23 protein-coding genes are annotated in these 21,001 nt (G+C 65.1%); 8 read left to right on the top strand and 15 right to left on the bottom strand.

Going from position 1 to position 21,001, the window contains the following annotated elements:
- Nucleotide 1: 1 nt before the first annotated feature.
- The 5 genes from ACREP4_RS12800 to ACREP4_RS12780 all read right to left on the bottom strand — a co-directional run bounded on the left by ACREP4_RS12800 (nt 2) and on the right by ACREP4_RS12780 (nt 3,091).
- Nucleotides 2–1,030: an NAD(P)H-dependent glycerol-3-phosphate dehydrogenase gene (locus tag ACREP4_RS12800; RefSeq protein WP_431596575.1), complete on the bottom strand. Its 1,029-nt coding sequence runs from the start codon at nt 1,028–1,030 to the stop codon at nt 2–4.
- Between the two features lie 18 nt (nt 1,031–1,048).
- Nucleotides 1,049–1,567: a protein-export chaperone SecB gene (gene secB / locus ACREP4_RS12795; protein WP_431596574.1), complete on the bottom strand. Its 519-nt coding sequence runs from the start codon at nt 1,565–1,567 to the stop codon at nt 1,049–1,051.
- A 103-nt stretch (nt 1,568–1,670) separates the two neighbouring features.
- Nucleotides 1,671–2,108 (bottom strand): rhodanese-like domain-containing protein, encoded by a 438-nt coding sequence (locus ACREP4_RS12790; protein ID WP_431596573.1) that lies wholly within the window; start codon nt 2,106–2,108, stop codon nt 1,671–1,673.
- Nucleotides 2,109–2,174: 66 nt separating this feature from the next.
- A complete protein-coding gene (locus ACREP4_RS12785; RefSeq protein WP_431596572.1) occupies nt 2,175–2,606 on the bottom strand; it encodes a hypothetical protein in 432 nt (143 codons plus the stop codon).
- A 26-nt stretch (nt 2,607–2,632) separates the two neighbouring features.
- The gene (locus ACREP4_RS12780) at nt 2,633–3,091 is read right to left on the bottom strand and encodes a YiiD C-terminal domain-containing protein (protein WP_431596571.1); all 459 of its coding nucleotides are present in this window, start codon (nt 3,089–3,091) and stop codon (nt 2,633–2,635) included.
- 34 nt (nt 3,092–3,125) lie between these two features.
- Between ACREP4_RS12780 and ACREP4_RS12775 the strand changes: the two genes are divergently transcribed.
- The 4 genes from ACREP4_RS12775 to ACREP4_RS12760 all read left to right on the top strand — a co-directional run bounded on the left by ACREP4_RS12775 (nt 3,126) and on the right by ACREP4_RS12760 (nt 6,747).
- Nucleotides 3,126–3,917 carry a uroporphyrinogen-III synthase gene (locus ACREP4_RS12775; RefSeq protein ID WP_431596570.1) on the top strand — a complete coding sequence of 264 codons (792 nt, stop codon included), beginning with the start codon at nt 3,126–3,128 and terminating at the stop codon, nt 3,915–3,917.
- 114 nt (nt 3,918–4,031) lie between these two features.
- Nucleotides 4,032–5,012 (top strand): uroporphyrinogen-III C-methyltransferase, encoded by a 981-nt coding sequence (locus ACREP4_RS12770; protein ID WP_431596569.1) that lies wholly within the window; start codon nt 4,032–4,034, stop codon nt 5,010–5,012.
- Entirely contained in the window at nt 5,009–6,271 is a 1,263-nt protein-coding gene (locus ACREP4_RS12765) for a heme biosynthesis protein HemY (RefSeq protein WP_431596568.1), read from the top strand. The genes ACREP4_RS12770 and ACREP4_RS12765 overlap by 4 nt, the downstream gene beginning before the upstream one ends.
- 38 nt (nt 6,272–6,309) lie before the next feature.
- The gene (locus tag ACREP4_RS12760) at nt 6,310–6,747 is read left to right on the top strand and encodes a hypothetical protein (protein ID WP_431596567.1); all 438 of its coding nucleotides are present in this window, start codon (nt 6,310–6,312) and stop codon (nt 6,745–6,747) included.
- A gap of 178 nt (nt 6,748–6,925) precedes the next feature.
- Here ACREP4_RS12760 and ACREP4_RS12755 read toward each other — a convergent pair whose 3' ends face one another.
- Nucleotides 6,926–8,221 (bottom strand): acetyl-CoA C-acetyltransferase, encoded by a 1,296-nt coding sequence (locus ACREP4_RS12755; RefSeq protein WP_431596566.1) that lies wholly within the window; start codon nt 8,219–8,221, stop codon nt 6,926–6,928.
- Between the two features lie 89 nt (nt 8,222–8,310).
- On the opposite strand from ACREP4_RS12755, the gene ACREP4_RS12750 reads away from it, so the two are divergent.
- Nucleotides 8,311–9,198, top strand: coding sequence for a hypothetical protein (locus tag ACREP4_RS12750; protein ID WP_431596565.1), 888 nt, complete (start codon nt 8,311–8,313; stop codon nt 9,196–9,198).
- A gap of 155 nt (nt 9,199–9,353) precedes the next feature.
- Here ACREP4_RS12750 and ACREP4_RS12745 read toward each other — a convergent pair whose 3' ends face one another.
- The 5 genes from ACREP4_RS12745 to ACREP4_RS12725 form a co-directional block, all read right to left on the bottom strand.
- Nucleotides 9,354–9,983 carry a superoxide dismutase family protein gene (locus tag ACREP4_RS12745; protein ID WP_431596564.1) on the bottom strand — a complete coding sequence of 210 codons (630 nt, stop codon included), beginning with the start codon at nt 9,981–9,983 and terminating at the stop codon, nt 9,354–9,356.
- A gap of 43 nt (nt 9,984–10,026) precedes the next feature.
- Entirely contained in the window at nt 10,027–10,596 is a 570-nt protein-coding gene (locus ACREP4_RS12740) for a superoxide dismutase family protein (protein WP_431596563.1), read from the bottom strand.
- 151 nt (nt 10,597–10,747) lie between these two features.
- The gene (ntrC, locus tag ACREP4_RS12735; RefSeq protein ID WP_431596562.1) at nt 10,748–12,190 is read right to left on the bottom strand and encodes a nitrogen regulation protein NR(I); all 1,443 of its coding nucleotides are present in this window, start codon (nt 12,188–12,190) and stop codon (nt 10,748–10,750) included.
- On the bottom strand, nt 12,183–13,241 hold the full coding sequence (locus ACREP4_RS12730) for a two-component system sensor histidine kinase NtrB (RefSeq protein ID WP_431596561.1): 1,059 nt from the start codon (nt 13,239–13,241) through the stop codon (nt 12,183–12,185). The genes ntrC and ACREP4_RS12730 overlap by 8 nt, the downstream gene beginning before the upstream one ends.
- A 28-nt stretch (nt 13,242–13,269) precedes the next feature.
- Entirely contained in the window at nt 13,270–14,007 is a 738-nt protein-coding gene (locus ACREP4_RS12725; protein WP_431596560.1) for an N-acetylmuramoyl-L-alanine amidase, read from the bottom strand.
- Between the two features lie 241 nt (nt 14,008–14,248).
- On the opposite strand from ACREP4_RS12725, the gene ACREP4_RS12720 reads away from it, so the two are divergent.
- Nucleotides 14,249–14,467 (top strand): DUF6500 family protein, encoded by a 219-nt coding sequence (locus tag ACREP4_RS12720; RefSeq protein ID WP_431596559.1) that lies wholly within the window; start codon nt 14,249–14,251, stop codon nt 14,465–14,467.
- Between the two features lie 74 nt (nt 14,468–14,541).
- Here the strand turns inward: ACREP4_RS12720 and ACREP4_RS12715 are convergent, their stop codons facing one another.
- The 3 genes from ACREP4_RS12715 to glnA all read right to left on the bottom strand — a co-directional run bounded on the left by ACREP4_RS12715 (nt 14,542) and on the right by glnA (nt 18,201).
- Nucleotides 14,542–15,984 (bottom strand): ammonium transporter, encoded by a 1,443-nt coding sequence (locus ACREP4_RS12715; protein WP_431596558.1) that lies wholly within the window; start codon nt 15,982–15,984, stop codon nt 14,542–14,544.
- Between the two features lie 163 nt (nt 15,985–16,147).
- A complete protein-coding gene (locus ACREP4_RS12710) occupies nt 16,148–16,486 on the bottom strand; it encodes a P-II family nitrogen regulator (RefSeq protein WP_431596557.1) in 339 nt (112 codons plus the stop codon).
- 305 nt (nt 16,487–16,791) lie between these two features.
- The gene (gene glnA / locus ACREP4_RS12705; protein WP_431596556.1) at nt 16,792–18,201 is read right to left on the bottom strand and encodes a type I glutamate--ammonia ligase; all 1,410 of its coding nucleotides are present in this window, start codon (nt 18,199–18,201) and stop codon (nt 16,792–16,794) included.
- A 215-nt stretch (nt 18,202–18,416) separates the two neighbouring features.
- Between glnA and ACREP4_RS12700 the strand changes: the two genes are divergently transcribed.
- Nucleotides 18,417–19,211, top strand: coding sequence for an undecaprenyl-diphosphate phosphatase (locus tag ACREP4_RS12700; RefSeq protein WP_431596555.1), 795 nt, complete (start codon nt 18,417–18,419; stop codon nt 19,209–19,211).
- An 86-nt stretch (nt 19,212–19,297) separates the two neighbouring features.
- The gene (locus ACREP4_RS12695; protein WP_431596700.1) at nt 19,298–20,122 is read left to right on the top strand and encodes a DUF4377 domain-containing protein; all 825 of its coding nucleotides are present in this window, start codon (nt 19,298–19,300) and stop codon (nt 20,120–20,122) included.
- A 260-nt stretch (nt 20,123–20,382) separates the two neighbouring features.
- Here the strand turns inward: ACREP4_RS12695 and ACREP4_RS12690 are convergent, their stop codons facing one another.
- Nucleotides 20,383–20,994, bottom strand: coding sequence for a YbhB/YbcL family Raf kinase inhibitor-like protein (locus ACREP4_RS12690; RefSeq protein WP_431596554.1), 612 nt, complete (start codon nt 20,992–20,994; stop codon nt 20,383–20,385).
- Between the last annotated feature and the right edge of the window lie 7 nt (nt 20,995–21,001).

Here is a 21,001-nt window from a genome sequence, read left to right as displayed (position 1 = left end):
CTTACTTGAACAGCGTGTCCGGATACTCCGGCTTCTGCTCACGGGCCAGCAGCTGCTGCAGGCCTTCGGACGGGCTGAGTTCGCCGTGCAAGACCGACTGCACCGCCTTGGAAATCGGCAGGTCGATGCCGTGACGGTTGGCTTGGCGCATGACTTCATCGGCGGTCTGCACCGATTCCACCACTTGGCCAATCTCCTTCACCGCATCGGTCAGGCTCTGCCCGCGGCCCAAGGCCAAACCCAGACGGCGGTTGCGTGACAGGTCGCCGGTGCTGGTCAGCACCAAGTCGCCCAATCCCGCCAGGCCCATCAGGGTTTCCGGCTTGCCACCAATGGCGGCGGCCAGACGCAGCATTTCGTTCAGACCACGGGTAATCAGGCCGGCACGGGCATTCAGGCCCAACTGCATGCCATCGGCCACGCCGGTGGCGACAGCCAGCACGTTCTTCATCGCCCCGCCCAACTCGGCACCGACCATGTCGTCGCCTGTGTAAGCGCGGAACGCCGGGCCGTGCATGGCATCGGCCACTTCCTGGGCAAATGCTTCGTCGTCACCGTGAACGGTGATCGCGGTGGGCAGGCCCAGCGTGACTTCCTTGGCGAAGGACGGGCCAGTGACCACGGCCAACGGCACGTCCGGGCCCAGCACTTCGCGCGCCACTTCATGCAGGAAGCGGCCCGAGCCGGGCTCAAAGCCCTTGGTCGCCCAGGCCACACCGGCGCCGGCCGGCAACAACGGCGCCAGCACGCGGACGGTTTCGGCAAAGGCATGCGAAGGCACCACCACCAATATCCAGCTGGCACCGGCAACGGTGGCGGCAAGGTCGGTGCTGGCGCGCAGGGATTCAGGCAAGGGAATCCCCGGCAGATACCGGGGATTCTCGTGACGCTGATCGATCGCCTCGACCATGGCTGCATCACGCCCCCACAACACGGTCGGGTGACCGTGCCGGGCCAACAAGGTGGCCAGCGCGGTGCCCCAGGAGCCCGCGCCGAGGACGGCGATTTTGTTCGCGTCAGGTGTACTCATGCGATGTGCAAACGCCGATCAGGCGTTGCCAGCCGGCTCGGAATCGGCCAGCGAGGTGCCTTCACCCTGGCTCTGACGCTGACGCAGGGTCTCGGCGTACAGGCCTTCAAAGTTGATCGGCTGCAGGTAGAACGGCGGGAAGCCGCCGGCCTGGATCAGGTCGCTGATCATCGAACGCACGTACGGGAACAGGATGTTCGGGCACTGGGTGCCGAGCAGCACGTCGATGGCCTGCGGCTCCAGGCCGATCAGGCCGAACACGCCCGCCTGCTGCACTTCGGCAACGTAGGCATTCTTGTCGCCGGCCTTGCAGGTCAGGGTCACGCCCAGCACCACTTCAAAAGCGGTGTCGGACAGGCGCTGCACCTTCTGGTTCAGGTTCAGCTGCAGGTCCGGCTGCACGTTCTCGTTGAAGATGTTCGGCGAGTTCGGGGATTCGAAAGAGACGTCCTTGACGTAGATCTTCTCGATGGTGAAAGCCGGGCCGTTGGCGGTTTCGTCAGCCGGGACGACGCCGTTGGTGTTCTCTTCGGACATTTCTCAAGACTCCAGAACTGTTTGTTCAATTAATGGGATTAGTACAAGACCAGCGATGGGGGCGGCGCCCGCCGTGCACAAGGCCTTAACGCAAATTAACTGCTCAACCGCGGCCCTTGACCAGCGGCAGATCAGCCGCCTGCCATGCCGGGATGCCACCGTCGAGCACGGATACCTGCTCGAAACCGGCCTTCTTCAGCACTTTGGCGGCGGTCGCCGAGGCATTGCCAGTGCGGCACACCAGCACCACCGGCGACTGTTTGGCCGAGACCAACAGCTTGTGCGCGGGGGTCAGCTGGGCCGGCTGCACGTTGCGACTGCCCACAATGTGGCCTTTCTCGAACTCGCTGCTGGCCGACAGATCGATCACCACCGCGTTGCCGCTGTTGATCAAGTGGGTCAGCTCAGCAGGCTTGAGCGATTTGTAACCGCGGAACAGGCGCGCGATTTCGGTGGCGATGATGGCCACGGTGAGGCCGACCAGGGCCAGCGACAGCATCGGATTTCGGCCGGCGAAGGCCAGCAACTCTTCGTAATTCACTCAGGTCACGGGTCGATTAAGCGGGCGGGGATTGTCGCACAGCCGGCGCCAAGGCGGCCGGGGGCCTCAGCGGCCCTGCCACAGGTCCGGCAAACCGGCGGCCTGCCACCAGCGCTTGTTCTCCGGATCCCAGCGCCAGCGCTCGTTCACCACCACGGTGCGCTCGGCCTGGGTGTTGCGGTTGATCACGCTCATTTCGATACGGCGCTCGATGCTGCCGTCGGCACCGGCATTGCTGGAGCGCTCGCGGTACGCGGACACCTGCACCTGCCGGTAGCGCTCGCGCTGCAGGTCGGTGAACGGCTGCAGCTTCAGGTATTCCGGGTCGATGAAGCGCTCGGCGCCCTCGAAGTCGCTCCAGCGCACGAGGGCCACATAGGCCTCCTGCGTCTGGGTGAGTTTGGCGCGCTGGCTGCGGCTGGGGCCGTCACCGGCATGGGCAACTGCGGCAGCAAGCAACATCAATGCGGTGACGAACTGAAGCAGGTACCTGTACATGGAATCCCCCCGGGCAGTCGCCCATCCTAGCCTTTGCTGATGGCAACGAAACGGCCTTCCAGCTCCGCCGCACCGCCCACGATCTCAGCACGGACGGTCACCCGTGCACGGCCGCGCTTGTTGAACACCGCCAGAAAGCTGTCCCAGTTCTGGTCCGGCGCCGCCTTGGCCGACGCCATCAGTTCGCCATAGACCGGTGCCCGGTAGCGGATGCTGCTGTCAGCCACGTACACCTCGGCCTCTTTGCCGGCCATTGCCAACTGAAGGCTGACCAAGGCCCAGCCGGACAAGGTCATCACCGATGCCAAGCTGCCACCGAAGGCATTGCCCTTGTCGTTGACGTTGGCCAACAGCGGCGCCTGCATCCGCAATACACCGTTGTCGTAACCAACAATGCGGATATCCATCGCCGCCACCGGTGGCATTGCGGACAAGGTTGCCTGCAGCTGCGCAAGCAAAGCGGTGGTATCGACGTGTTCGGACATGGAAGAAAGCACTGAAACGGAAAGCGCACGCATAATGCATCGAATGAACCGCCGCGCCTATGTGCCAGCCGACACAGCTTGGCATCTGATCTCGCTACGCCCGCAGGGGCAACACGACACCCTGCGCAGTGCCGCTGCCCGTGTGGGCGCGCGCACCGTGGCGTTGTCACCGTGGCGGCTTGCGCTCCGCAATGATCCCCTTACCCGCGAACAACTGGCCAACGCGGCGCGTTGTGATCGTTTGATCTTCACCAGCCCCGCCGCCGCCGATGCCACCGCGCGCATGCTGCCGCTGAACACCCTACGCGCAGGTACGGTTGTCGCCGTGGGTGAAGGCACCGCGCGCGTCCTGCGCAAGCACGGCGCCGTCGATGTGCAGGCACCGACGCGGATGGACAGCGAAGGCCTGCTCGCATTGCCCTGCATGCAGTCGTTGCAGGGCCTGCGTGTGGCACTGATCACCGCGCCCGGCGGACGCGGCATGATCGCCGCGCAGATTGTTGAACGCGGCGCTGAACTGATGCGAGTGGATGTCTACGAACGCATCCCGCTGCCGGTCAGCGCAGCCATCATTGCGCGCCTGCAGGCACTGCCCGAACCGACGGTGTTGGCCGTCAGCAGCGGTGAGGCACTGGAAACCGTATTGCCGTACCTGCCACCTGCCCTGCTGCAGCGCTGGCAACAGGCGCCGGTGGTGACCGCCAGCGCGCGGCTTACCGCGCTGGTGCAGGCGCTGGGCTTCCAGCAGGTGAGTACCGCTGCCGGGCCGTTGCCGGCGCAGTTGGTGGACGCTGCCAGCGCCGCGCTGCACCCGTCGCCCAGCTGACTCGGCAACCGCGCGCAGCTTGCAGGCAAGCCGCGGCACGGGCGATGCTTTGTCAGCAGACCCGCGTCACACATCCCCTGTTATGCGTCTGCCTGCCAAGGATGCTGTGCTTCCATGAACGACGTTTCCCCCACTCCAACGCACCGCAGCCGACTGCGCTGGGTGCTGCCACTGGTCGTGCTCGGCGCGCTCTGCGCGGCGGGTTGGTTCGGCTGGCGTGCCTGGCAAACCTGGCAACAGCAGAACACGCTGGCCCGCAGCAATGCCAGTCAGGAACTGAGCGCATTGCGCGACAGCATGGATGCCCTGCGCAGCGACCAGCGCAACAATGCCCGCAGCCTGCAGGACGCCGCCGCCACCAACCGCGTGCTGCGCGATGAAGTGCTCGGCCTCGGCCAACGCAGCGCTTTGCTGGAAGACAACCTGGCCAAACTCGCCGACAGCTCGCACCAGGGCGCGCAGGCCGTGCGCCGCGAAGAAGCCGAACTGCTGCTCAGCCAGGCGCAACAACGTCTGGTCTATGCCGGTGACATCGACGGCGCGCGCCGCCTGTATGCATTGGCAGCCGAGGTGCTGCAGAACACCGACAGCGCCGACTATCTCAACCTGCGCCAGGCGCTGATCCAGGAACGCAACGCAATCGACGCGCTCGGCCCGGGCATCCGCGCCAGCACCGCCGAGCAACTGAGCACCTGGACCACGTCGCTGGAGACCCTGCCCGACCAGGTCGCGCACGCCGCCGATGCGGAGCAGCCGTGGTGGCAGCAACTGCTGTCACCGTTGGTGCAGATCCATCCCTCCGACAGCCGCGTGCTGGTGGCGCGCTCCGAGCGCATGGCCGCCAACGATGCATTGCAGATCGAATTGAGCCTGGCCCGCGCCGCCCTTGAACGTGGTGACGAGCAAGGTTGGCAGCAGGCGCTGGACCGCGCCGATGGTTGGTTGTTGCGGTTGTGGCCTGAATCGCCGCAGCGCACACAACACCGCAACCAGCTGCGCGCCATGCGCGACACGGCGCTTCGTCCGGTCATTCCCGAACTTGGCAGCACCCTGCAGCAACTGCGCGCGATGCGCGCCGCAAAGGAGAGCCCATGAAGGCGTTCCGTTCCATGTTGATCATCCTGCTGGTCGCGGCCCTCGGCATCTTCGGGGCGCAATGGCTGGGTCAGGAATCGGTGCGTTCGCTGGGTGAAGTGATCGTCCGCGCCGGCGGTCACGATTACATCGCCACGCTGCCGCAAGCGGTGCTCGCACTGCTGATCGCCGCGTTGTTGCTGTGGCTGTTGTGGACGCTGGTCAGTGCGCCGTTCCGCACCTGGGCACGTTACCGCCGCAAGCAAGGCCGCGCGCGTCTGATTGATGGCCTGCAGGCGCTGGATGGCGGCCAATGGCTGCGTGCGGAAAAGCTGCTGCAAAGCGCCGCCACGGAGAAGGAAGCGCGCCCAATCGCGCTGGTCGCGGCCATGCGCGCCGCCGAATCGCGGGACGACAGCGCCGCGGCCGGCCAGCATTTGCAACAACTTGGCACCGCCGAACCCACCTTGCATGCACTGCACAGCGCCGAGCGCTGGCTGCAGCAGGACAAGCCGCTGGAAGCGATCACCGCCTTGGACGTCCCCGGCATTCAGCCGCTGCCACCGCGCGGCGTGTCGCTGCGCACCGATGCGCTGGCCCGCGCCGGACGCGCTGAAGAAGCCTACGGTCAGCTCGGCGCACTGCGCCAGCAACAGGCGCTGCCACCGAATGCGATTGCCGCGCTCGAAACCCGCCTTGCGTTGCAGATGCTGGACGAAGCCAGCGATGTGAACGTACTGGCGGCACGTTGGGAAGTGCTGCCAAAAACCCTGCGGGTCAGCCCCGACGCGGTGGCGCGTTATGCACAGCGCGCGGTCGCCTTGAACTGGAACGATGTCGCGCTGCGTGTCATCGAGCAGACGCTGGACAGCCAGTGGGACGAAGCGCTGGTCACGCTGTATGGCGAACTGCCGGTGGAGAAACTCGACTCGCGCCGCGCCAGCGCGCAACGCTGGCTGCAGTCACATCCGTCCAGCCCGGCATTGCTGCTGACCTTGGCACGACTGGCCAACGGTCAAGGCCAATGGACGCAGAGCGAGGAATTCCTGCATCGCGCCATCGCCCAGGGCGCCGGCCCGGACGCCTGGGAAATGCTGGGCGAAGGGTTTGCCACGCAGGGCGATGACGCATTGGCACGGCAATGCCTGCTCAACGCCGTGCGCCAACGTCGCAACCACGCACCACTGCCGCTCAACCGCCGCGACCTGCGCCAGCAGATCCAGGATCAGGCGGTAGCCGAAGACCGCGACGAACATGGCTTCCCGCGCTTGAAAGAGTGACGCAGCAACCCCCGCTCCCGAATGGCTGTCACCGCACCATGAATATTCCCGCCGACATCCACGAGCGCGTCGTGGAACTCACCAACGCCATCATCCATGCCGGCCAATCCGGTGATGCGGAAGCCGGTGAATCGCGCTATCAGGAACTGAGCGACTATTGCGACGCCGTCGCCGCGGACGGCCGCGATCATCCATTCCTGTGGGAAACGCTGGGTGATTTCACCGACGACGACCACGATGCCATCGGCCTCTATCTGCGCGCCCTGCCGCTGGCCATCAGCGCGAATGCAGCCGACTACGCCGCGTCGATCTGCCTTGCCGTGGCCGAGCGCCATTCAAACCTCGATGCATTCGATGCCGCGCGTGACTACGCACAGCAGGCCGCCGCATTTGCCAGCAGCACGGATGACGCGCCGCTGCGTGCGCTCATCAATCAGTTCTTGTTGGATCACGCCGAAGCGGCGGATGAAGACTGATACGACTATCGTCTTTGAAATAGACAGGCGCCCAACAAGCCGTTGGCGGCGCAACCGTAGGCTGGGATGAAATCCCAGCACTCACGTTCAACAATCTGCAGCGGCAAGCAAGGATCACCGCCGTCACACCAGAACACCACGCCAGCCTGACGACTGGCGCAGCGTCCACAAAACCAAATCAGCGCTCGACGATCGCCACAACGCCCATGCCACCGGCGGTGCAGATCGACACCAGGGCGCGGCCGCCGCCGCGTGCGGCCAGTTCCTTGGCCACGGTGCCGATGATGCGTGCGCCCGTCGCGGCGAACGGATGGCCGGTGGCCAGCGACGAACCCAGCGGGTTGATCTTCTGCGGATCGATGCTGCCCAACGCGGCATCCAGCCCCAGACGATTGCGGCAGTAATCCTCGCTCTCCCACGCACGCAGCGTGCACAGCACCTGCGCGGCGAAGGCTTCGTGGATTTCGTAGATGTCGAAATCCTGCAACGTCAGGCCATTGCGCTTGAGCATTTCCGGCACGGCGATGGTCGGCGCCATCAGCAGGCCTTCGCCATGCACGAAGTCTACGGCTGCCACCTGCGAATCGCGCAGGTACGCCAGCGGCTCATGACCATGCGCGCGTGCCCATTCTTCGCTGGCCAGCAGCACCGCAGCGGCGCCGTCGGTCAGCGGTGTGGAGTTTGCGGCGGTCAGCGTGCCACGGCCGGACACTTTGTCGAACGCCGGCTTCAATGTGGCCAGCTTCTCCAGCGAGGTATCCGGGCGCAGGATGTTGTCGCGCTCCACGCCACGGAACGGCGCGATCAGGTCGTTGAAGAAACCGCGCTCGTAGGCAGCGGCCAGCTTCTTGTGCGAAGACACTGCCCACTCGTCCTGCGAATCACGCGAGATATTCCATTCCTTGGCCATGTCCTCGCAGTGGTCGCCCATGCTCTTGCCGGTACGCGGCTCGGCCACGCCGGGGAACTCCGGCTTGAGTTCGGAGAACTTGAAGCCCTTGGTCAGCGCACGCAGCTTGTCGCCGGTGCTCTTGGCGCGGTTGGCCGCCAACAGGCGCGCGCGCAGCTTTTTGCCATAGACAATCGGCACATCGGAGGTGGTATCCGAACCGCCGCCGATGCCGGATTCAATCTGGCCCAGCGCGATCTTGTTGGCCACGGTGATGATGCTGTCCAGCGACGTACCACAGGCACGTTGCAGGGTGATGCCCGGGGTCAGCGGCGACAACCCCGACGACAGCGCGGCTTCGCGGCCCAGGTTCCAGTCGCTGGGATGCTTGATCACCGCACCCATCGCCACTTCGCCCAGCTGCTGGCCGTGCAGGCCGAACCGTTCAACCAGCGCGCCCAGCGTACGTACCGACATGCCGAGATTGCCAACATCCGAGTAGGCGGTGTTCTGGCGGCAGAACGGAATGCGTACACCACCGAGGATGGCGACGGGACGAGCGCTGGGCATGGGGGTACCTGACATGGAAGTTGAGTGCGATGTGGCCTGCAGGAGATAGCAGGCATAATGGCGTTGAGTGTAGCTTCGAGGCCGTGATGGGCCAACCGCGAACCATGAGCAATTCCAACCCCGACATGAACGCTTTGGGCCTGATGGCTCTGGAACTGGCCGGTGGCCAGCAACCGAACAAGGCCGCGCTGCCTTCCGATCAGGCCGGTGAACTGACCGCCTTGGTTGGCCGCGATCTGGCCAAACTGGTGCCGCAGGTCAGCGGTCTTGACCTGGTGCTGGCGGCTGCGCATTTTGATCCGGCCGAAGTATTGCGCCCGGGCTGGCCAATTCACCGCCGCCTGGAAGAACTGCAGATGCGCGCGCCTGGCCGCAATCAGGGCCCGCGCCTGCTCGCCTTTGGCACCGATGTGAATGGCGACGTGCCACTGCCATTGCAGGCCGACTCAGCCTTGACGGGCGGCGGCTTGCGGGTGGTGCCCTTCGTGCTGACCGGCAGCGATACCGGCCTGCTGCAGGAAGCCCGCGACGCACTGGAAGACGTGTTGCTGGCCAATGGCATGGCGCAGCCAGACACCGCGATGCTGGCGCAGAACGCGTTCGGCGCACAGATCGAGCACGCGCGGTATTTCACGCTCAACGATCTGGCCGCGATGATGGCCATGCAATACGACAACCAGGGCTTGGCTGCGCTGTGGCCGCTGCTGGAAACGGCCATGTTCGCGCCCGGCGAGGAGCAATGGCTGGAAGCGCCGCCCGAGCCACTGCTGCGTTACGTCGGCGGTGAAGTGCGCATGGCGCTGTTCGACCCGGCCGGTTGGTGCTCGCATTACGCGCATGACAACAACGACTGCGACCGACTGCAGCGGGTCTACGAGCAATACCTGATGCGCCAGCGGCAGATGGCCGCGGTGCTGGAAGCCCACGGCGTCGACGTGCTGTATGTGCATGTGCACGACGGGCAGGATGCGAAGGCGATCCTGGCGCATTGAACTGCGCTGATGGATTGAGAAGAGGCCGCGAAAGCGGCCTTTTTCTTTGTGCGTTTACCCCCTCCCTTTCGCATTGGCGAAGGAGAGGGTTGGGGAGGAGTGCTTTCCGCGTATCTGCGAACAGAAACCGCACGCACACCCAACCCAAAAGCCGCTTACTCCGCCTTGTTGATCACCGCACACGCCAGGCGTGCGCCGGCATTGCCGGTCGGCTGGGTTTTGTAGTCGTCCGGGTCGGCGTGGACGATCAGGCCGCGGCCGATGATGTCGAACGCATCGCCCTTGCCGGCGTTGACGCTGCTGGGCACCGGGCCATCGACATGCGCGTTGCCCTGCGCATCGGCCTTGATGTTGGGCATGTCGCCGCCATGGTGGAAAGCCATCACGATCATGCCGTGCTTGGCATGCATGGGGTTGAAGTGACCGCCGGCGCTGGTGGCGTCCGGCGCGCTGCAATCGCCCTTCTCGTGGATGTGGAAGCCGTGCTCACTGTCCGGCTTCAGGCCGCTGATGTCGCCACTGGCGCGCAGCATGCCGTCGACAACGCTGAAGGTGATGGTGCCGGCGACGCTGCTGTCCTTGGTCGGCTGCAGCTGTGCGGTGGCAACGGGCTTGTCCATCGCAGGCGGTGCGGCCGGATCGGCGGCGGGGGCTTCGACAGACGCCGTCGCTGCGGGGCTGCCGGCGGCGGGATCAGCCGGCGCAGCATCGGGCTCGGCGCCCTGCTTGCAGGCGGTCAGCGCCAGCGCGCTGGCGAGGAACAACGTGGTGTGGATCAATCGCATGGTCTTGCTCCCTTGAATGGGTGAATCAGGACAAAGAGCGCATTCAGCGCACGACGCGGATCACGGCACAGGCAACGCGGGCGCCGGCGTTGCCGGCTGGCTGGCTGCGGTAGTCATCTGCCGCAGCGTGCACCACCAGTGCGCGCCCGGCAATGTCGTTGGCTGCACCACCGCCGAGCGTGACACCGCGCAGATGAACGTCCACATGTGCGACGCCTTCGGCATTGGCGACCAGGTTGTCCATGTCACCGGCATGGTGTGCCGTGGCACCGGCGCGGCCGTGCGCCTGCATGGTCGGATTGAAATGGCCACCGGCACTGCTGGCATCCATCGCGCTGCAATCGCCTTTTTCATGCACATGGAAGGCGGCTTGCTGGCCGCGCGGCAAGCCGCCGATCACGCCGGTGATATGCACGCCGCCCACTTCGGGCACCAAGGCCAGGCGGCCACTGACCAGGCTGGCCGATGCCGGCGCGAGGTTGGCTTCGGCCATGCGTGCGGTGCTGACGGTTGCCGGTTCAACGGGCGGCGCCTGTTTGGGAGCTGGGCCGGAACCGCAGGCGGCCAGCAACACCGTGCTGGCGGCGGTCATCAGAAAGAGGCGCTGACGCATGGGGAACTCCTTTGAAGTGCGTGCCGGCGGCGGTGAATGCCCGGCCCGGCAGTGCGTTGTTGCAGAGATGTCGGCGTAACGATGCCTGTTTGCCGGCACGCGGTCGAGCGCTGGTGTCGCGTACCTTGCAGCGCGAAGCACATGCAGCCACTCAGCGACGGCGACCTGGGCCGAGCTTGCGGGTGATGGTGTTGCGGCCCAAACCCAATCGAGCAGCGGCGTCGGCACGATGGCCGTCGGTGAAGGCCAGCGCGGCTTCCAGCAGCACCGCGTCCAGCCGTTCGCGCGCTTGTGCATGCAGGCCGTGTGCACCTTCGGCCAGACGTTGATGTGCCCAGGCCGCGAGTGCGCGGTCCCATTGATCCGGCGCGGTTGCGGTGCCCGGGCGCGGGCCACGTCCGCCGCGCGCCAGGGCTTCGCGCACGTCGTCGGCGGAAATGGTGTCGGCCACGGCCAGTGCGGCAAGACGCCAGCAGACGTTTTCGAGCTCACGCACATTGCCCGGCCACGCATGCTCGCGCAGTGCCTGCACGGCAGGGGCGGACAGGCGCTTGGCCGGCATGTCGAGCCGTCGTGCGGCGTTGGCCAGGAAGGTGTCGGCCAGTTGCGGCACGTCGCCCAGGCGTTCGCGCAGCGGCGGCAGCCATAGCCGCACCATGTCCAAACGGTGCAACAGATCGGCGCGGAAGCCGCCCTGCTCCACCAGTGTTTCCAGATCCTGATGCGTTGCGGCGACCACCCGCACATCGACGCGGATCAACTCACGTCCACCGACACGGAAGAACTCGCCTTCGGCCAGCACACGCAGCAAGCGCGTCTGCAAGGCCAGCGGCATGTCGCCAATTTCATCGAGAAACAAGGTGCCGCCATCGGCTTGTTCAAAGCGGCCGATGTGACGTTTGCTGGCGCCGGTGAACGCACCCGCTTCGTGGCCGAACAACTCGCTCTCCAGCAATTCGGCCGGAATGGCGGCCGTGTTGAGCGCAACGAACGGCCCCTTGGCGCGCGGCGATTCGCGGTGCAGTGCGTTGGCCACCAACTCCTTGCCGGTGCCGGTTTCGCCGTTGATGAGCACCGACAACGGCGCCTGCGCAAGACGCCCGATGCCACGGAACAGCGCGCGCATCGCCGGGGTGTCGCCGATCAACTGCGGGCTGCGTTCTGCAGCGTTGGCTGTTGGCGGCGGCGTGACCGGCGCGGGCGTTGCATCCACTTCAGGCAAGGCGCGACGCGCCAGCTCCACCGCGTCGTCCAGATCAAACGGTTTGGACAGAAATTCATGTGCGCCGCCACGGAACGCGCCGGCCGTGCTCGCCACATCGGTATAGGCCGACATCACGATCACCGGCAGCTGCGGATGCGCGGCCTTAAGCTTGTCCAGCAGCACCAACCCGTCATCGCCGGGCATGCGCACGTCGGTGAACAGCAGATCCGGCACCGGCTGTTGCGTCATTGCCTCGAGCGCGGCGGCGGCGCTGTCGAAGCCTTCGACGGTATAGCCGGCATCGCGCAATGCTGTGGTCAGCACGAAGCGTACCGAGCGGTCGTCATCGACCACCCACACCGTTGCCGGCCGTTGCGGGGAATCACGCATCGCCCACCTCCGTGGTTTCTTCGACGAGGGGCAGCGGCAGCAGCACGGTGAACACGGTGTGGCCCGGACGCGAGCGGTAGCTCAGCGTGCCTCGGTGTTCGCGCGCCACTTGCTGGGCCAATGCCAGGCCCAGGCCGGTGCCTTCGGCGCGGCCACTGACCAGCGGCAGGAACAGGTGTTCGGCCAGTTCTTCGGGCACGCCACGACCGTCATCGGCCACTTCCAGCCGCAACGCCAGCGGGTGCGGTTGTTCGGCGATGCGCTGGCCGTGTTCGACGCGGGTACGCAAGGTGATGCTGGTGGCGCCGGCCTGGATCGCGTTGCGCACCAGATTGAGCAACGCCTGGGTGAGGCGATCGGTATCGCCGGGGAACTCGGGAATGCTGGGGTCGTAATCACGCAACAGGCGCACCGACCAGCCGGCTTCGCTTTCGACCAGGCGCAGCACGCGTTCCAGCGCGACGTGGATGTTCAGCGGTGCGTGCGGGCGCGGCGGTGCCGGCGACAGCAGTTGTTCGAGCAGCGTGTTGAGGCGCTCGATCTCCGAGCCGATCAGTTCGATCAACTCCATCTCGCTGGCATCACGGCCCACCGCACGCCGCGCCAACAATTGCGCGGCGCCCTTGAGCCCGGCCAGCGGATTGCGCAGTTCGTGCGCCAACCCCTTGAGTGCGGCACTGAACGCACCGGGCAGCACCTGCGCCGGGTCGGCGGTCTGGAATTCGTCCACCGGGTGCGCCTCCAGCAGCCAGCCGTCGCCGTCGAAGGCGCTCAACCAGCCATCGGCGAAACGCGGGGCGTCGCCCGGCAGCGCCAGCGCCAGTCGCGGCAGACGCACGGTATCGAGCATGGCCGTTGCGGCGAGACGACTGGCCAGCACCTCGCCCTGGGTTTCCAGCGACGCCAGCGGCTGGCCCAACAGGCGCCGCACGCTCACGCCCAACCAGCGGCAGAACGCCGGATTGGCACCGAGAATGCGGCCATCGGCACCGCTCCAGACGAGCGGTGTGGCCATCATTTCAGGGGAAGGCGCGGCGGCGGGATCGATCATTGCACCAATATAGTGCAAAGACCGCGACTCACTGCTTCTGCAGGAGTAACGAATGCAGGATGCGTGCGTCCTCGACGTCCAGCTCGGCCGGCAAGGTGTCGCTGCCACGGAAGCGGCGATGGAAGGCCTTGGCGGCAGCAGCGCGGTCTTCCAGCGCGTAACCCAACGCCTGCAGCGCCATCCAGCGGTCGAAGCCTTCCGGGGCCGGGCCGTGTGCCGGGTTCGGCCAGATGCCGAAACCGGCGTCGGCCAACTGCTGCCACGGGAAGAAGCGGCTGGGATCGGCCTTGCGGGTGGGCGCCAGGTCAGCGTGACCGATGATCTGGTTGCGCGGGATGTTGTAGCGGGTGCACAGGTCGTCCAGCAGGCGCAGCAAGGTGGCGATCTGTGGCTGGGTGAACGGGCTGTCGCCGTTGTTGTCGATCTCGATGCCGAGCGACGCCGAGTTGAGATCGGTGATCGATCCCCAGCGCCCGCCGCCGGCATGCCAGGCGCGTTCGCTGTCGGCCACGAGCTGGTAGAGATCACCGTCACGGCCCACCAGATAGTGCGAGCTGACCTTGCCGCCACTGTTGGCCGAGCGCAGCGTGTCCAGGCTCTCCTGCACCGAATCCTGCTCGGTGTGGTGCAGCACGATGATCACCGGGCTGCGCGCATTGTGGTTGGGCGACGGCACCCATTGCGCCAGCGGATTGCGCACCGGTGCGGAGGAACAGGCGGTGAGTGCGGCGACCAGCGCCAGCGGCAACAGGAGTTTGGGAGTCATGCGGGGCATTGCACGTTGCCGCGCGCGGCTTTGCAAGTGCGCTCAGGCATGCGGCCGGTAATTGACCGGCAACGGCAGCGATGTCGAGTGCATGCATCGAGAGGCCTGCTCGGGGAATTGGGGTTTCCGGTGTGCTGCTGGAGGAACATGCGTGGCTTGTTCAAAACACGTTCCGCTGTGATGGCTGCGCGTTGTGTTTAGTCTGTGCAGACTCATGTTTCGGCGGTCTGGCGGACAAGCAATGCGCGATTCACTCAAACAGAAAATCATTGAAACCTGCGACCGGAAAATCGCAACGAAAGGGCCGACGGTTGGGTTGTCGTTCTATGCGTTTTTCGCGAACCGCAATGATGATCCGGCGTTGTTGATGGAAGCGGCGACGTGGTGGATTCAGACCCATCGTCTGGATCATTTTGAGAAGGCGGAAAAGGTGAAGGCGTTGGTGTTGGCGAAGGGGTAACGCACTGCGTACTGCAGAAGCGCCCTCACCCCAACCCCTCTCCCGCAAACGGGAGAGGGGCGTTGAGCAAAAGCTTAAACCTCGTACGCCGACTCGCCGTGCGTGGTGACGTCCAGGCCGGTGCGTTCGGCTTCTTCGCTGACGCGCAGGCCGACCAGCGCGCGTACCGCCAACAGGATCACCGCGGTCACCGCCGCGCTCCACAACACGGTGAAGCCAACGCTGACCACCTGCACCCACAGCTGGTGACCGATATCCAGATCCACCTTGGTGCCGCCCAGCGATTGCGCGCTGAACACGCCGGTGAGGATCGCGCCGACGATACCGCCCACGCCATGCACGCCGAACACGTCGGCGGTGTCGTCCGCCTTCAACACGCGCTTCAGGCCGGTGACGCCCCACACGCAGACGATGCCGGTGACAAAACCAATGACGATCGCGCCCAATGGCCCAACCGTGCCGCAGGCCGGGGTCACGCCGACCAGGCCCGCCACGGCACCGGACGCCGCGCCCAATGCCGACGGATGGCCCTTGGTGATCGCTTCCACCAGCGTCCAGCCAAGCACCGCAGCGGCGGTGGCCAGCACGGTGTTGATGAAGGCCAGCGACGCCACGGTATCCGCGGCGGCCGCCGAGCCGGCGTTGAAGCCGAACCAGCCCACCCACAACAGCATCGCGCCGATCCAGGTCAGCGGCAGGTTGTGTGGCTTCAATGCGCTCTGGCCGTAGCCCAGACGCTTGCCGACAAACCAGGCCGCGACCAGACCGGCGACGCCGGCGTTGATGTGCACCACGGTGCCGCCTGCGAAATCGATCGCGCCCATCTCGCCGAGATAGCCGCCGCCCCAGACGATGTGCGCCATCGGGATATAGCTCAGGGTGAACCACAGCGCCGAGAACAACAGCACCGCGCGGAACTTGATGCGCTCGGCGAAGGCGCCAACGATCAGCGCGGTGGTGATGCCGGCAAACGTGGACTGAAACGCAACGAACAGAAAATCAGGCAAGCCGGCAATCGGCGTGTTGCCGACCGAATCGGGGGTGAAGCCCTTGAGGAAAGCAAACTGCGTGAACGAACCAAAGAACTGATTGCCCGCACTGAACACCGCGCTGTAGCCGTACGCCACCCACAGCATCAGTACCAGCGAGAACACCACCAGCACCTGGCTCAGTACCGACAACACGTTCTTGGCGCGCACCAAGCCGCCGTAGAACAGGGCAAGCCCCGGCACCACCATCATCAACACCAGCAGGGTGGCGGTGAGCATCCACGCCACATCGCCCTTGTCGAAACTGGGCGCCGCTTCAGCAGTCGCCGCATCACTTGCCGGTGCATCCACCGCTGCGGTGTGCAGCGGTTCCACCGCGACACTTTCGGTGGCCAATGGCTGCGTGTGCGCAGCCTCCTGTGCGATGGCCACCGAGGAAAACACACCCGCTGCAACCACCGCGAGCATGAATGACAGGCACAGACCACCGAGCCGGGCTTTCAACCCGGTGAAAATTTCCGTTCGCATTTTCGACTCCGACTGTAGGGGGTTAGAACCCGATCACGCGCTGTGGCGTGCGACTCCAGTCATGCCGTCGGTGGGCAGGGCTGCAACGTATGCGTGATACGCGAGCATTCCCTGCACCGCGTGCGGACCAACTGTCGAACGCAGCAGGAACGTGTGCGGATGCTTAGAGCGCGTCAGCGCCTGTTTCACCGGTGCGAATGCGCACCACCTGCTCAAGTGGGGTAACGAAGATCTTGCCGTCGCCGATTTTTCCGGTGCCGGCAGCGGCCTGCAACGATTCGATCACCGCGTCCACGCGGTCGTCGGTGACGGCGGTTTCAATGCGGATCTTGGGCAGGAAATCGACGACGTATTCGGCGCCGCGATACAGCTCGGTGTGGCCCTTCTGGCGCCCGAACCCTTTTACTTCAGTCACGGTGATGCCCGACACGCCGACGGCGCCCAGTGCTTCACGTACTTCGTCCAACTTGAACGGCCGAATGATGGCGGAGATCAATTTCATGCGCATGTCCCGATGTGGAGAAGGCCGGCCCCAACCTGCGGGCCGGAATCGTGTCTTCCACCGGCTGCAATGCAGCCGCTGGTTGTTGCGCCGAACGTGTCACGAGCCGAACTGTTGTCACCGCCCTTGACGGCGGCGGCAGCAGTGACGCGGGAGGGAGGAATGGCCCATGACGCGCGTACGGTTTCTCTTGCCCCTGGTGTTGCCTTGCGTAGTACTTCAGACCGCTTCCGTGGCTCCCCAGCCACGAAAGCAGCGGCGATGACGAAGGTGGGAGGGGTGCCCTTCGTCATCGCCACCTGAACTCAGCTTGCGTAATACAGCTGGTATTCCAGCGGATGCGTCGCTGCGCGGAACGCGGTGACTTCCTTCATCTTCAAGGTGATGTAGGCATCGATGAAGTCGTCGCTCATCACGCCACCGGCCTTGAGGAACTCGCGGTCCTTGTCCAGTGCTTCCAGCGCCTGGTCCAGCGAGGAACAGACCTGCGGGATCAGCTTCTCTTCTTCCGGCGGCAGGTCGTACAGATCCTTGTCGCTCGGTGCGCCCGGGTCGATCTGGTTCTTGATGCCGTCCAGGCCGGCCATCATCAGCGCGGTGAAGGTCAGGTAGCCGGACTGGATCGGATCGGGGAAACGCATTTCGATGCGGCGTGCCTTCGGGTTGGACACCCACGGAATGCGGCACGACGCCGAACGGTTGCGCGCCGAATACGCCAGCATCACCGGCGCTTCAAAACCCGGCACCAGACGCTTGTAGCTGTTGGTGCCCGAGTTGGTGAACGCGTTGATCGCACGGGCGTGCTTGAAGATGCCGCCGATGTACCACAGCGCCATCTGGCTCAGGCCGCCGTAACCGTCACCGGAGAACAGGTTGTTGCCACCCTTGGCCAGCGACTGATGCACGTGCATGCCGCTGCCGTTGTCGCCGACCAGCGGCTTGGGCATGAAGGTGACGGTCTTGCCGTTGCGATGCGCGACGTTCTTGATGACGTGCTTCATGCGCTGCAGTTCGTCGGCCTTGGTCACCAGCGTGTTGAACTTGGCGCCGATCTCGCACTGGCCGGCATTGGCCACTTCGTGATGGTGCACTTCGACTTCGATACCGACCTTTTCCAGCACCTTGCACATCTCGGCGCGGATATCGTGCAGCGAATCGGTCGGCGGCACCGGGAAGTAGCCGCCCTTCACGGTCGGGCGGTAGCCGGTGTTGGTGCCTTCGTAGCTCTTGCCGGTATTCCAGGCGCCTTCTTCAGAGTTGATCTTGAAGAAGGTGTGGCCCATGTCGTTGGCGAACTGGATCGAATCGAAGATGAAGAATTCCGGCTCCGGGCCGAAGAACGCCAGGTCGGCGATGCCCGAAGACTTCAGGTACGACTCGGCGCGCTTGGCGATGCCGCGCGGGCAGCGGCCGTAGCCCTGCATGGTGGCCGGGTCGAGCACGTCGCAGATCAGCACCAGGGTCGGGTCGGCGTAGAACGGGTCCACGTACGCGCTGTCGGCGTCCGGCAGCAGCACCATGTCCGACTCGGCAATGCCCTTCCAGCCAGCGATCGAGCTGCCGTCGAACATCTTGCCTTCCTCGAACAACGCCGGCTCGACGATCGAGGTCGGGAAGGTCAGGTGCTGCTCGATACCACGCATGTCGACGAAACGCAGGTCGATGAACTCGATCTGGTTGTCCTTGATCAGCTTCTCAACGTTTTCCAGGGACATCGGGTGGAACCTCGGGTGGATGGATGATGTGCCTGTACTTGAGCAACTTGTGTGCCAACTTTCAAATTCGGCCAAGTGGTTGTTTTTATTGAATACCCAGTTGCGCTGGCATCAGGCCGATGCACTTTTGTGGTGCAGAATGATCGACAAGCACCAAAATAGTGCACCACAGCGAATGGACTATGCTGTGCCGGCCTTTCTACTCCCCCTTTTCCATGTCCGACCTGCTCTCCGCCCTGTTGCTGGGCATCCTCGAAGGCCTCACCGAATTCCTCCCCATCTCCAGCACCGGCCACCTGCTGATCGCGCAGCACTGGCTGGGTGAACGTTCGGATTTCTTCAACATCGTCATCCAGGCCGGCGCCATCCTCGCCGTGACCCTGGCGCTGCGGCAGCGGCTATGGTCGCTGGCCACCGGGCTGGGCGAGCGCGAGAACCGCGACTACGTGATGAAGCTCGGCGTGGCCTTTCTGGTCACCGCGCTGGTCGGCCTGCCGGTGCGCCTGGCCGGCTGGGAGCTGCCGGAAACCGTCACCCCGGTGGCCTGGGCGCTGGTCATCGGCGGCGTGTGGATGTTGGTCGCCGAGCATTTCGCCTCGCGCATGCCCGACCGCGACACCGTCACCTGGAAGATCGCCATCGCCGTGGGCCTGGCTCAAGTGGTGGCCGGCGTGTTCCCCGGCACCTCGCGCTCGGCGGCGGCCATTTTTCTGGCCATGCTGCTGGGCCTGACGCGCCGTTCGGCGGCTGCGGAGTTTGTGTTCCTGGTCGGCATTCCGACCATGTTCGCGGCCAGTGGCTACGCGTTCCTGGAACTTGCCAAGGACGGGAAGCTGGGCAGCGAGAACTGGGCCGACGTTGGCGTGGCCTTTGCCGCCGCCGTGGTCACCGGCTTTGTGGTGGTGAAGTGGCTGCTGGGCTATATCAAACGCCGCCCCTTCACAGGCTTTGCGCTATACCGCATCGCGCTGGGCGTTGGCCTGTTGCTGTTCTTGCCCGCTGGAAACTGAATGCGTCACGATAAACGCAACCCCGGTACTCTTCCCGGGCCGTTTATCGTCCCGAACCTACCCATGCTCCAAAGGAGTTGAACATGATGAAGCGCATCCTGCTGTTGTCCCTGCCCGTGGCCATGATGGTCGCCTGCAGCAACCCGACCAACACGCCCAAGACCGACGCTACGCCGGCAGACAGCACCGCTGCCGCCGCAACCGCCGCTCCGGCAGCGGCCAGCATCGACGCCACCCAGCTGGGCGCGAACCACTGGTTGCTCGACAACGCCGTGGACGCCAGCGGCAAGCGCATCGATGGCCTGTTCGTGCGTGCTGACAAGCCGGTCACCCTGGACTTCAAGGACGGCCGCCTCAGCGCCAGCAACACCTGCAACAACATCGGCGGCAGCTACACCCTGGAAGGTGACGCCCTGACCGTGGGCAGCCTGGCCTCCACCATGAAGGCCTGCGCCGAACCGGGCGTGATGGAACTGGACAAGCTGGTTGGCGAGCGCCTGGAGGGCACGCTGACGGTGCGCTCGCTGGACGCCTCCACCCTGACCCTGACCACCGCCACCGGCGACGTGCTGACTTTCCGCGCCAACCCGACCGCTGAAACCCGCTACGGCGGCGCCGGCGAGCAGGTGTTCATGGAAGTGGACGCGCAGACCAAGCCGTGCCCGCACCCGCTGATGAAGGACGCCACCTGCCTGCAGGTGCGTGAAGTGAAGTACGACGACAAGGGCCTGGAACAGGGCAAGCGCGGCGCGTATGAAAACTTCTACGGCAACATCGAGGGTTACACCCACGAGCCGGGCGTGCGCAATGTGCTGCGTCTGAAGCGCTACGAGATCAAGAACCCGCCGGCGGATGCGCCGTCGCAGGCCTACGTGCTGGACATGGTGGTCGGCTCGGAACTGGTGAAGTAATTCATCGTTGCGAGGTGATGCGAAAAAGGGCGCCGTAAGGCGCCCTTTTTTTGTTTTCAGACTGTGGTGCGTTGGAAGCGCCCCCCTCTCCCCAACCCCTCTCCCGCAAGGGGAGAGGGGCTACGTCCAAGGCAAGTTGCAGCGTCATGTGCAATTGCAGCTTCAAAGCCCCTCTCCCCTTGCGGGAGAGGGGTTGGGGAGAGGGGTGTTGTTCGGAGGTTGGGAGAGGGGAAAAAACCACCCACCCAAACCACCCACCGTTACGCCAACGCCGGATTGAGCGTATACGTGCCGTGGATGGCCGCTTCGGCCAGCACATGGCCCTGCATGGCGCGGTACACATCGGCCGCCGTGAACGCGCCTTCCACCGGCAGCGTCGCCACGTCCAGCGCGAACACGCGGAAGAAGTAGCGGTGCAGGCGCTCGTCGTTGAACGGCGGGTACGGGCCGTCGTAGCCGAAATAGGTGCCGGCCATCTGCGCGTTGCCGGCAAACCAGCCGGTGTAGTCGTTGATGCCCTGCCGCGCGCCAGCCGGGCCAGCCGGTTGCGCCTTGCCCTGCACGGTGAAGCCATCGCTGCAGCTGCCTGCCGCCAGCGCGCGCACGTCGGCCGGGATATCCACCATCACCCAATGCACGAAATCACTGCGCACCTGGTCCAGCGGAATGGTCACGTCGTCGCGACCGACCAGCTCCGGCACGGTCGGCACGTCCGGGTCCACGCACAGCAGCGCGAACGAGCGGGTGCCTTCGGGCACCTCGCTCCAGGCCAGCTGCGGGTTGCGGTTGCCGGCAAAGCCATTGGCATCACCGGCGGCGAACTCGGCCGGAATCGGCTGGGTGTTGTGGAAGCTTTGGCTGTCCAGTTTCATCGTCGTT

The sequence above is a fragment of the Stenotrophomonas sp. genome (genome assembly GCF_050737575.1).
Classification (GTDB): domain Bacteria; phylum Pseudomonadota; class Gammaproteobacteria; order Xanthomonadales; family Xanthomonadaceae; genus Stenotrophomonas.
Note: the sequence above shows the minus strand (reverse complement) of the source record. Positions and strands in the feature narration are given on the sequence as shown.

Bases quoted from the DNA above. Each gene is read 5' to 3' on its own strand.
- ACREP4_RS12800 (WP_431596575.1), bottom strand. From the start codon at position 1,030: ATGAGTACACCTGACGCGAACAAAATCGCCGTCCTCGGCGCGGGCTCC.
- secB (WP_431596574.1), bottom strand. From the start codon at position 1,567: ATGTCCGAAGAGAACACCAACGGCGTCGTCCCGGCTGACGAAACCGCC.
- ACREP4_RS12785 (WP_431596572.1), bottom strand. From the start codon at position 2,606: ATGTACAGGTACCTGCTTCAGTTCGTCACCGCATTGATGTTGCTTGCT.
- ACREP4_RS12780 (WP_431596571.1), bottom strand. From the start codon at position 3,091: ATGTCCGAACACGTCGATACCACCGCTTTGCTTGCGCAGCTGCAGGCA.
- ACREP4_RS12775 (WP_431596570.1), top strand. From the start codon at position 3,126: ATGCATCGAATGAACCGCCGCGCCTATGTGCCAGCCGACACAGCTTGG.
- ACREP4_RS12770 (WP_431596569.1), top strand. From the start codon at position 4,032: ATGAACGACGTTTCCCCCACTCCAACGCACCGCAGCCGACTGCGCTGG.
- ACREP4_RS12765 (WP_431596568.1), top strand. From the start codon at position 5,009: ATGAAGGCGTTCCGTTCCATGTTGATCATCCTGCTGGTCGCGGCCCTC.
- ACREP4_RS12760 (WP_431596567.1), top strand. From the start codon at position 6,310: ATGAATATTCCCGCCGACATCCACGAGCGCGTCGTGGAACTCACCAAC.
- ACREP4_RS12755 (WP_431596566.1), bottom strand. From the start codon at position 8,221: ATGTCAGGTACCCCCATGCCCAGCGCTCGTCCCGTCGCCATCCTCGGT.
- ACREP4_RS12750 (WP_431596565.1), top strand. From the start codon at position 8,311: ATGAGCAATTCCAACCCCGACATGAACGCTTTGGGCCTGATGGCTCTG.
- ACREP4_RS12745 (WP_431596564.1), bottom strand. From the start codon at position 9,983: ATGCGATTGATCCACACCACGTTGTTCCTCGCCAGCGCGCTGGCGCTG.
- ACREP4_RS12740 (WP_431596563.1), bottom strand. From the start codon at position 10,596: ATGCGTCAGCGCCTCTTTCTGATGACCGCCGCCAGCACGGTGTTGCTG.
- ntrC (WP_431596562.1), bottom strand. From the start codon at position 12,190: ATGCGTGATTCCCCGCAACGGCCGGCAACGGTGTGGGTGGTCGATGAC.
- ACREP4_RS12730 (WP_431596561.1), bottom strand. From the start codon at position 13,241: ATGATCGATCCCGCCGCCGCGCCTTCCCCTGAAATGATGGCCACACCG.
- ACREP4_RS12725 (WP_431596560.1), bottom strand. From the start codon at position 14,007: ATGACTCCCAAACTCCTGTTGCCGCTGGCGCTGGTCGCCGCACTCACC.
- ACREP4_RS12720 (WP_431596559.1), top strand. From the start codon at position 14,249: ATGCGCGATTCACTCAAACAGAAAATCATTGAAACCTGCGACCGGAAA.
- ACREP4_RS12715 (WP_431596558.1), bottom strand. From the start codon at position 15,984: ATGCGAACGGAAATTTTCACCGGGTTGAAAGCCCGGCTCGGTGGTCTG.
- ACREP4_RS12710 (WP_431596557.1), bottom strand. From the start codon at position 16,486: ATGAAATTGATCTCCGCCATCATTCGGCCGTTCAAGTTGGACGAAGTA.
- glnA (WP_431596556.1), bottom strand. From the start codon at position 18,201: ATGTCCCTGGAAAACGTTGAGAAGCTGATCAAGGACAACCAGATCGAG.
- ACREP4_RS12700 (WP_431596555.1), top strand. From the start codon at position 18,417: ATGTCCGACCTGCTCTCCGCCCTGTTGCTGGGCATCCTCGAAGGCCTC.
- ACREP4_RS12695 (WP_431596700.1), top strand. From the start codon at position 19,298: ATGAAGCGCATCCTGCTGTTGTCCCTGCCCGTGGCCATGATGGTCGCC.
- ACREP4_RS12690 (WP_431596554.1), bottom strand. From the start codon at position 20,994: ATGAAACTGGACAGCCAAAGCTTCCACAACACCCAGCCGATTCCGGCC.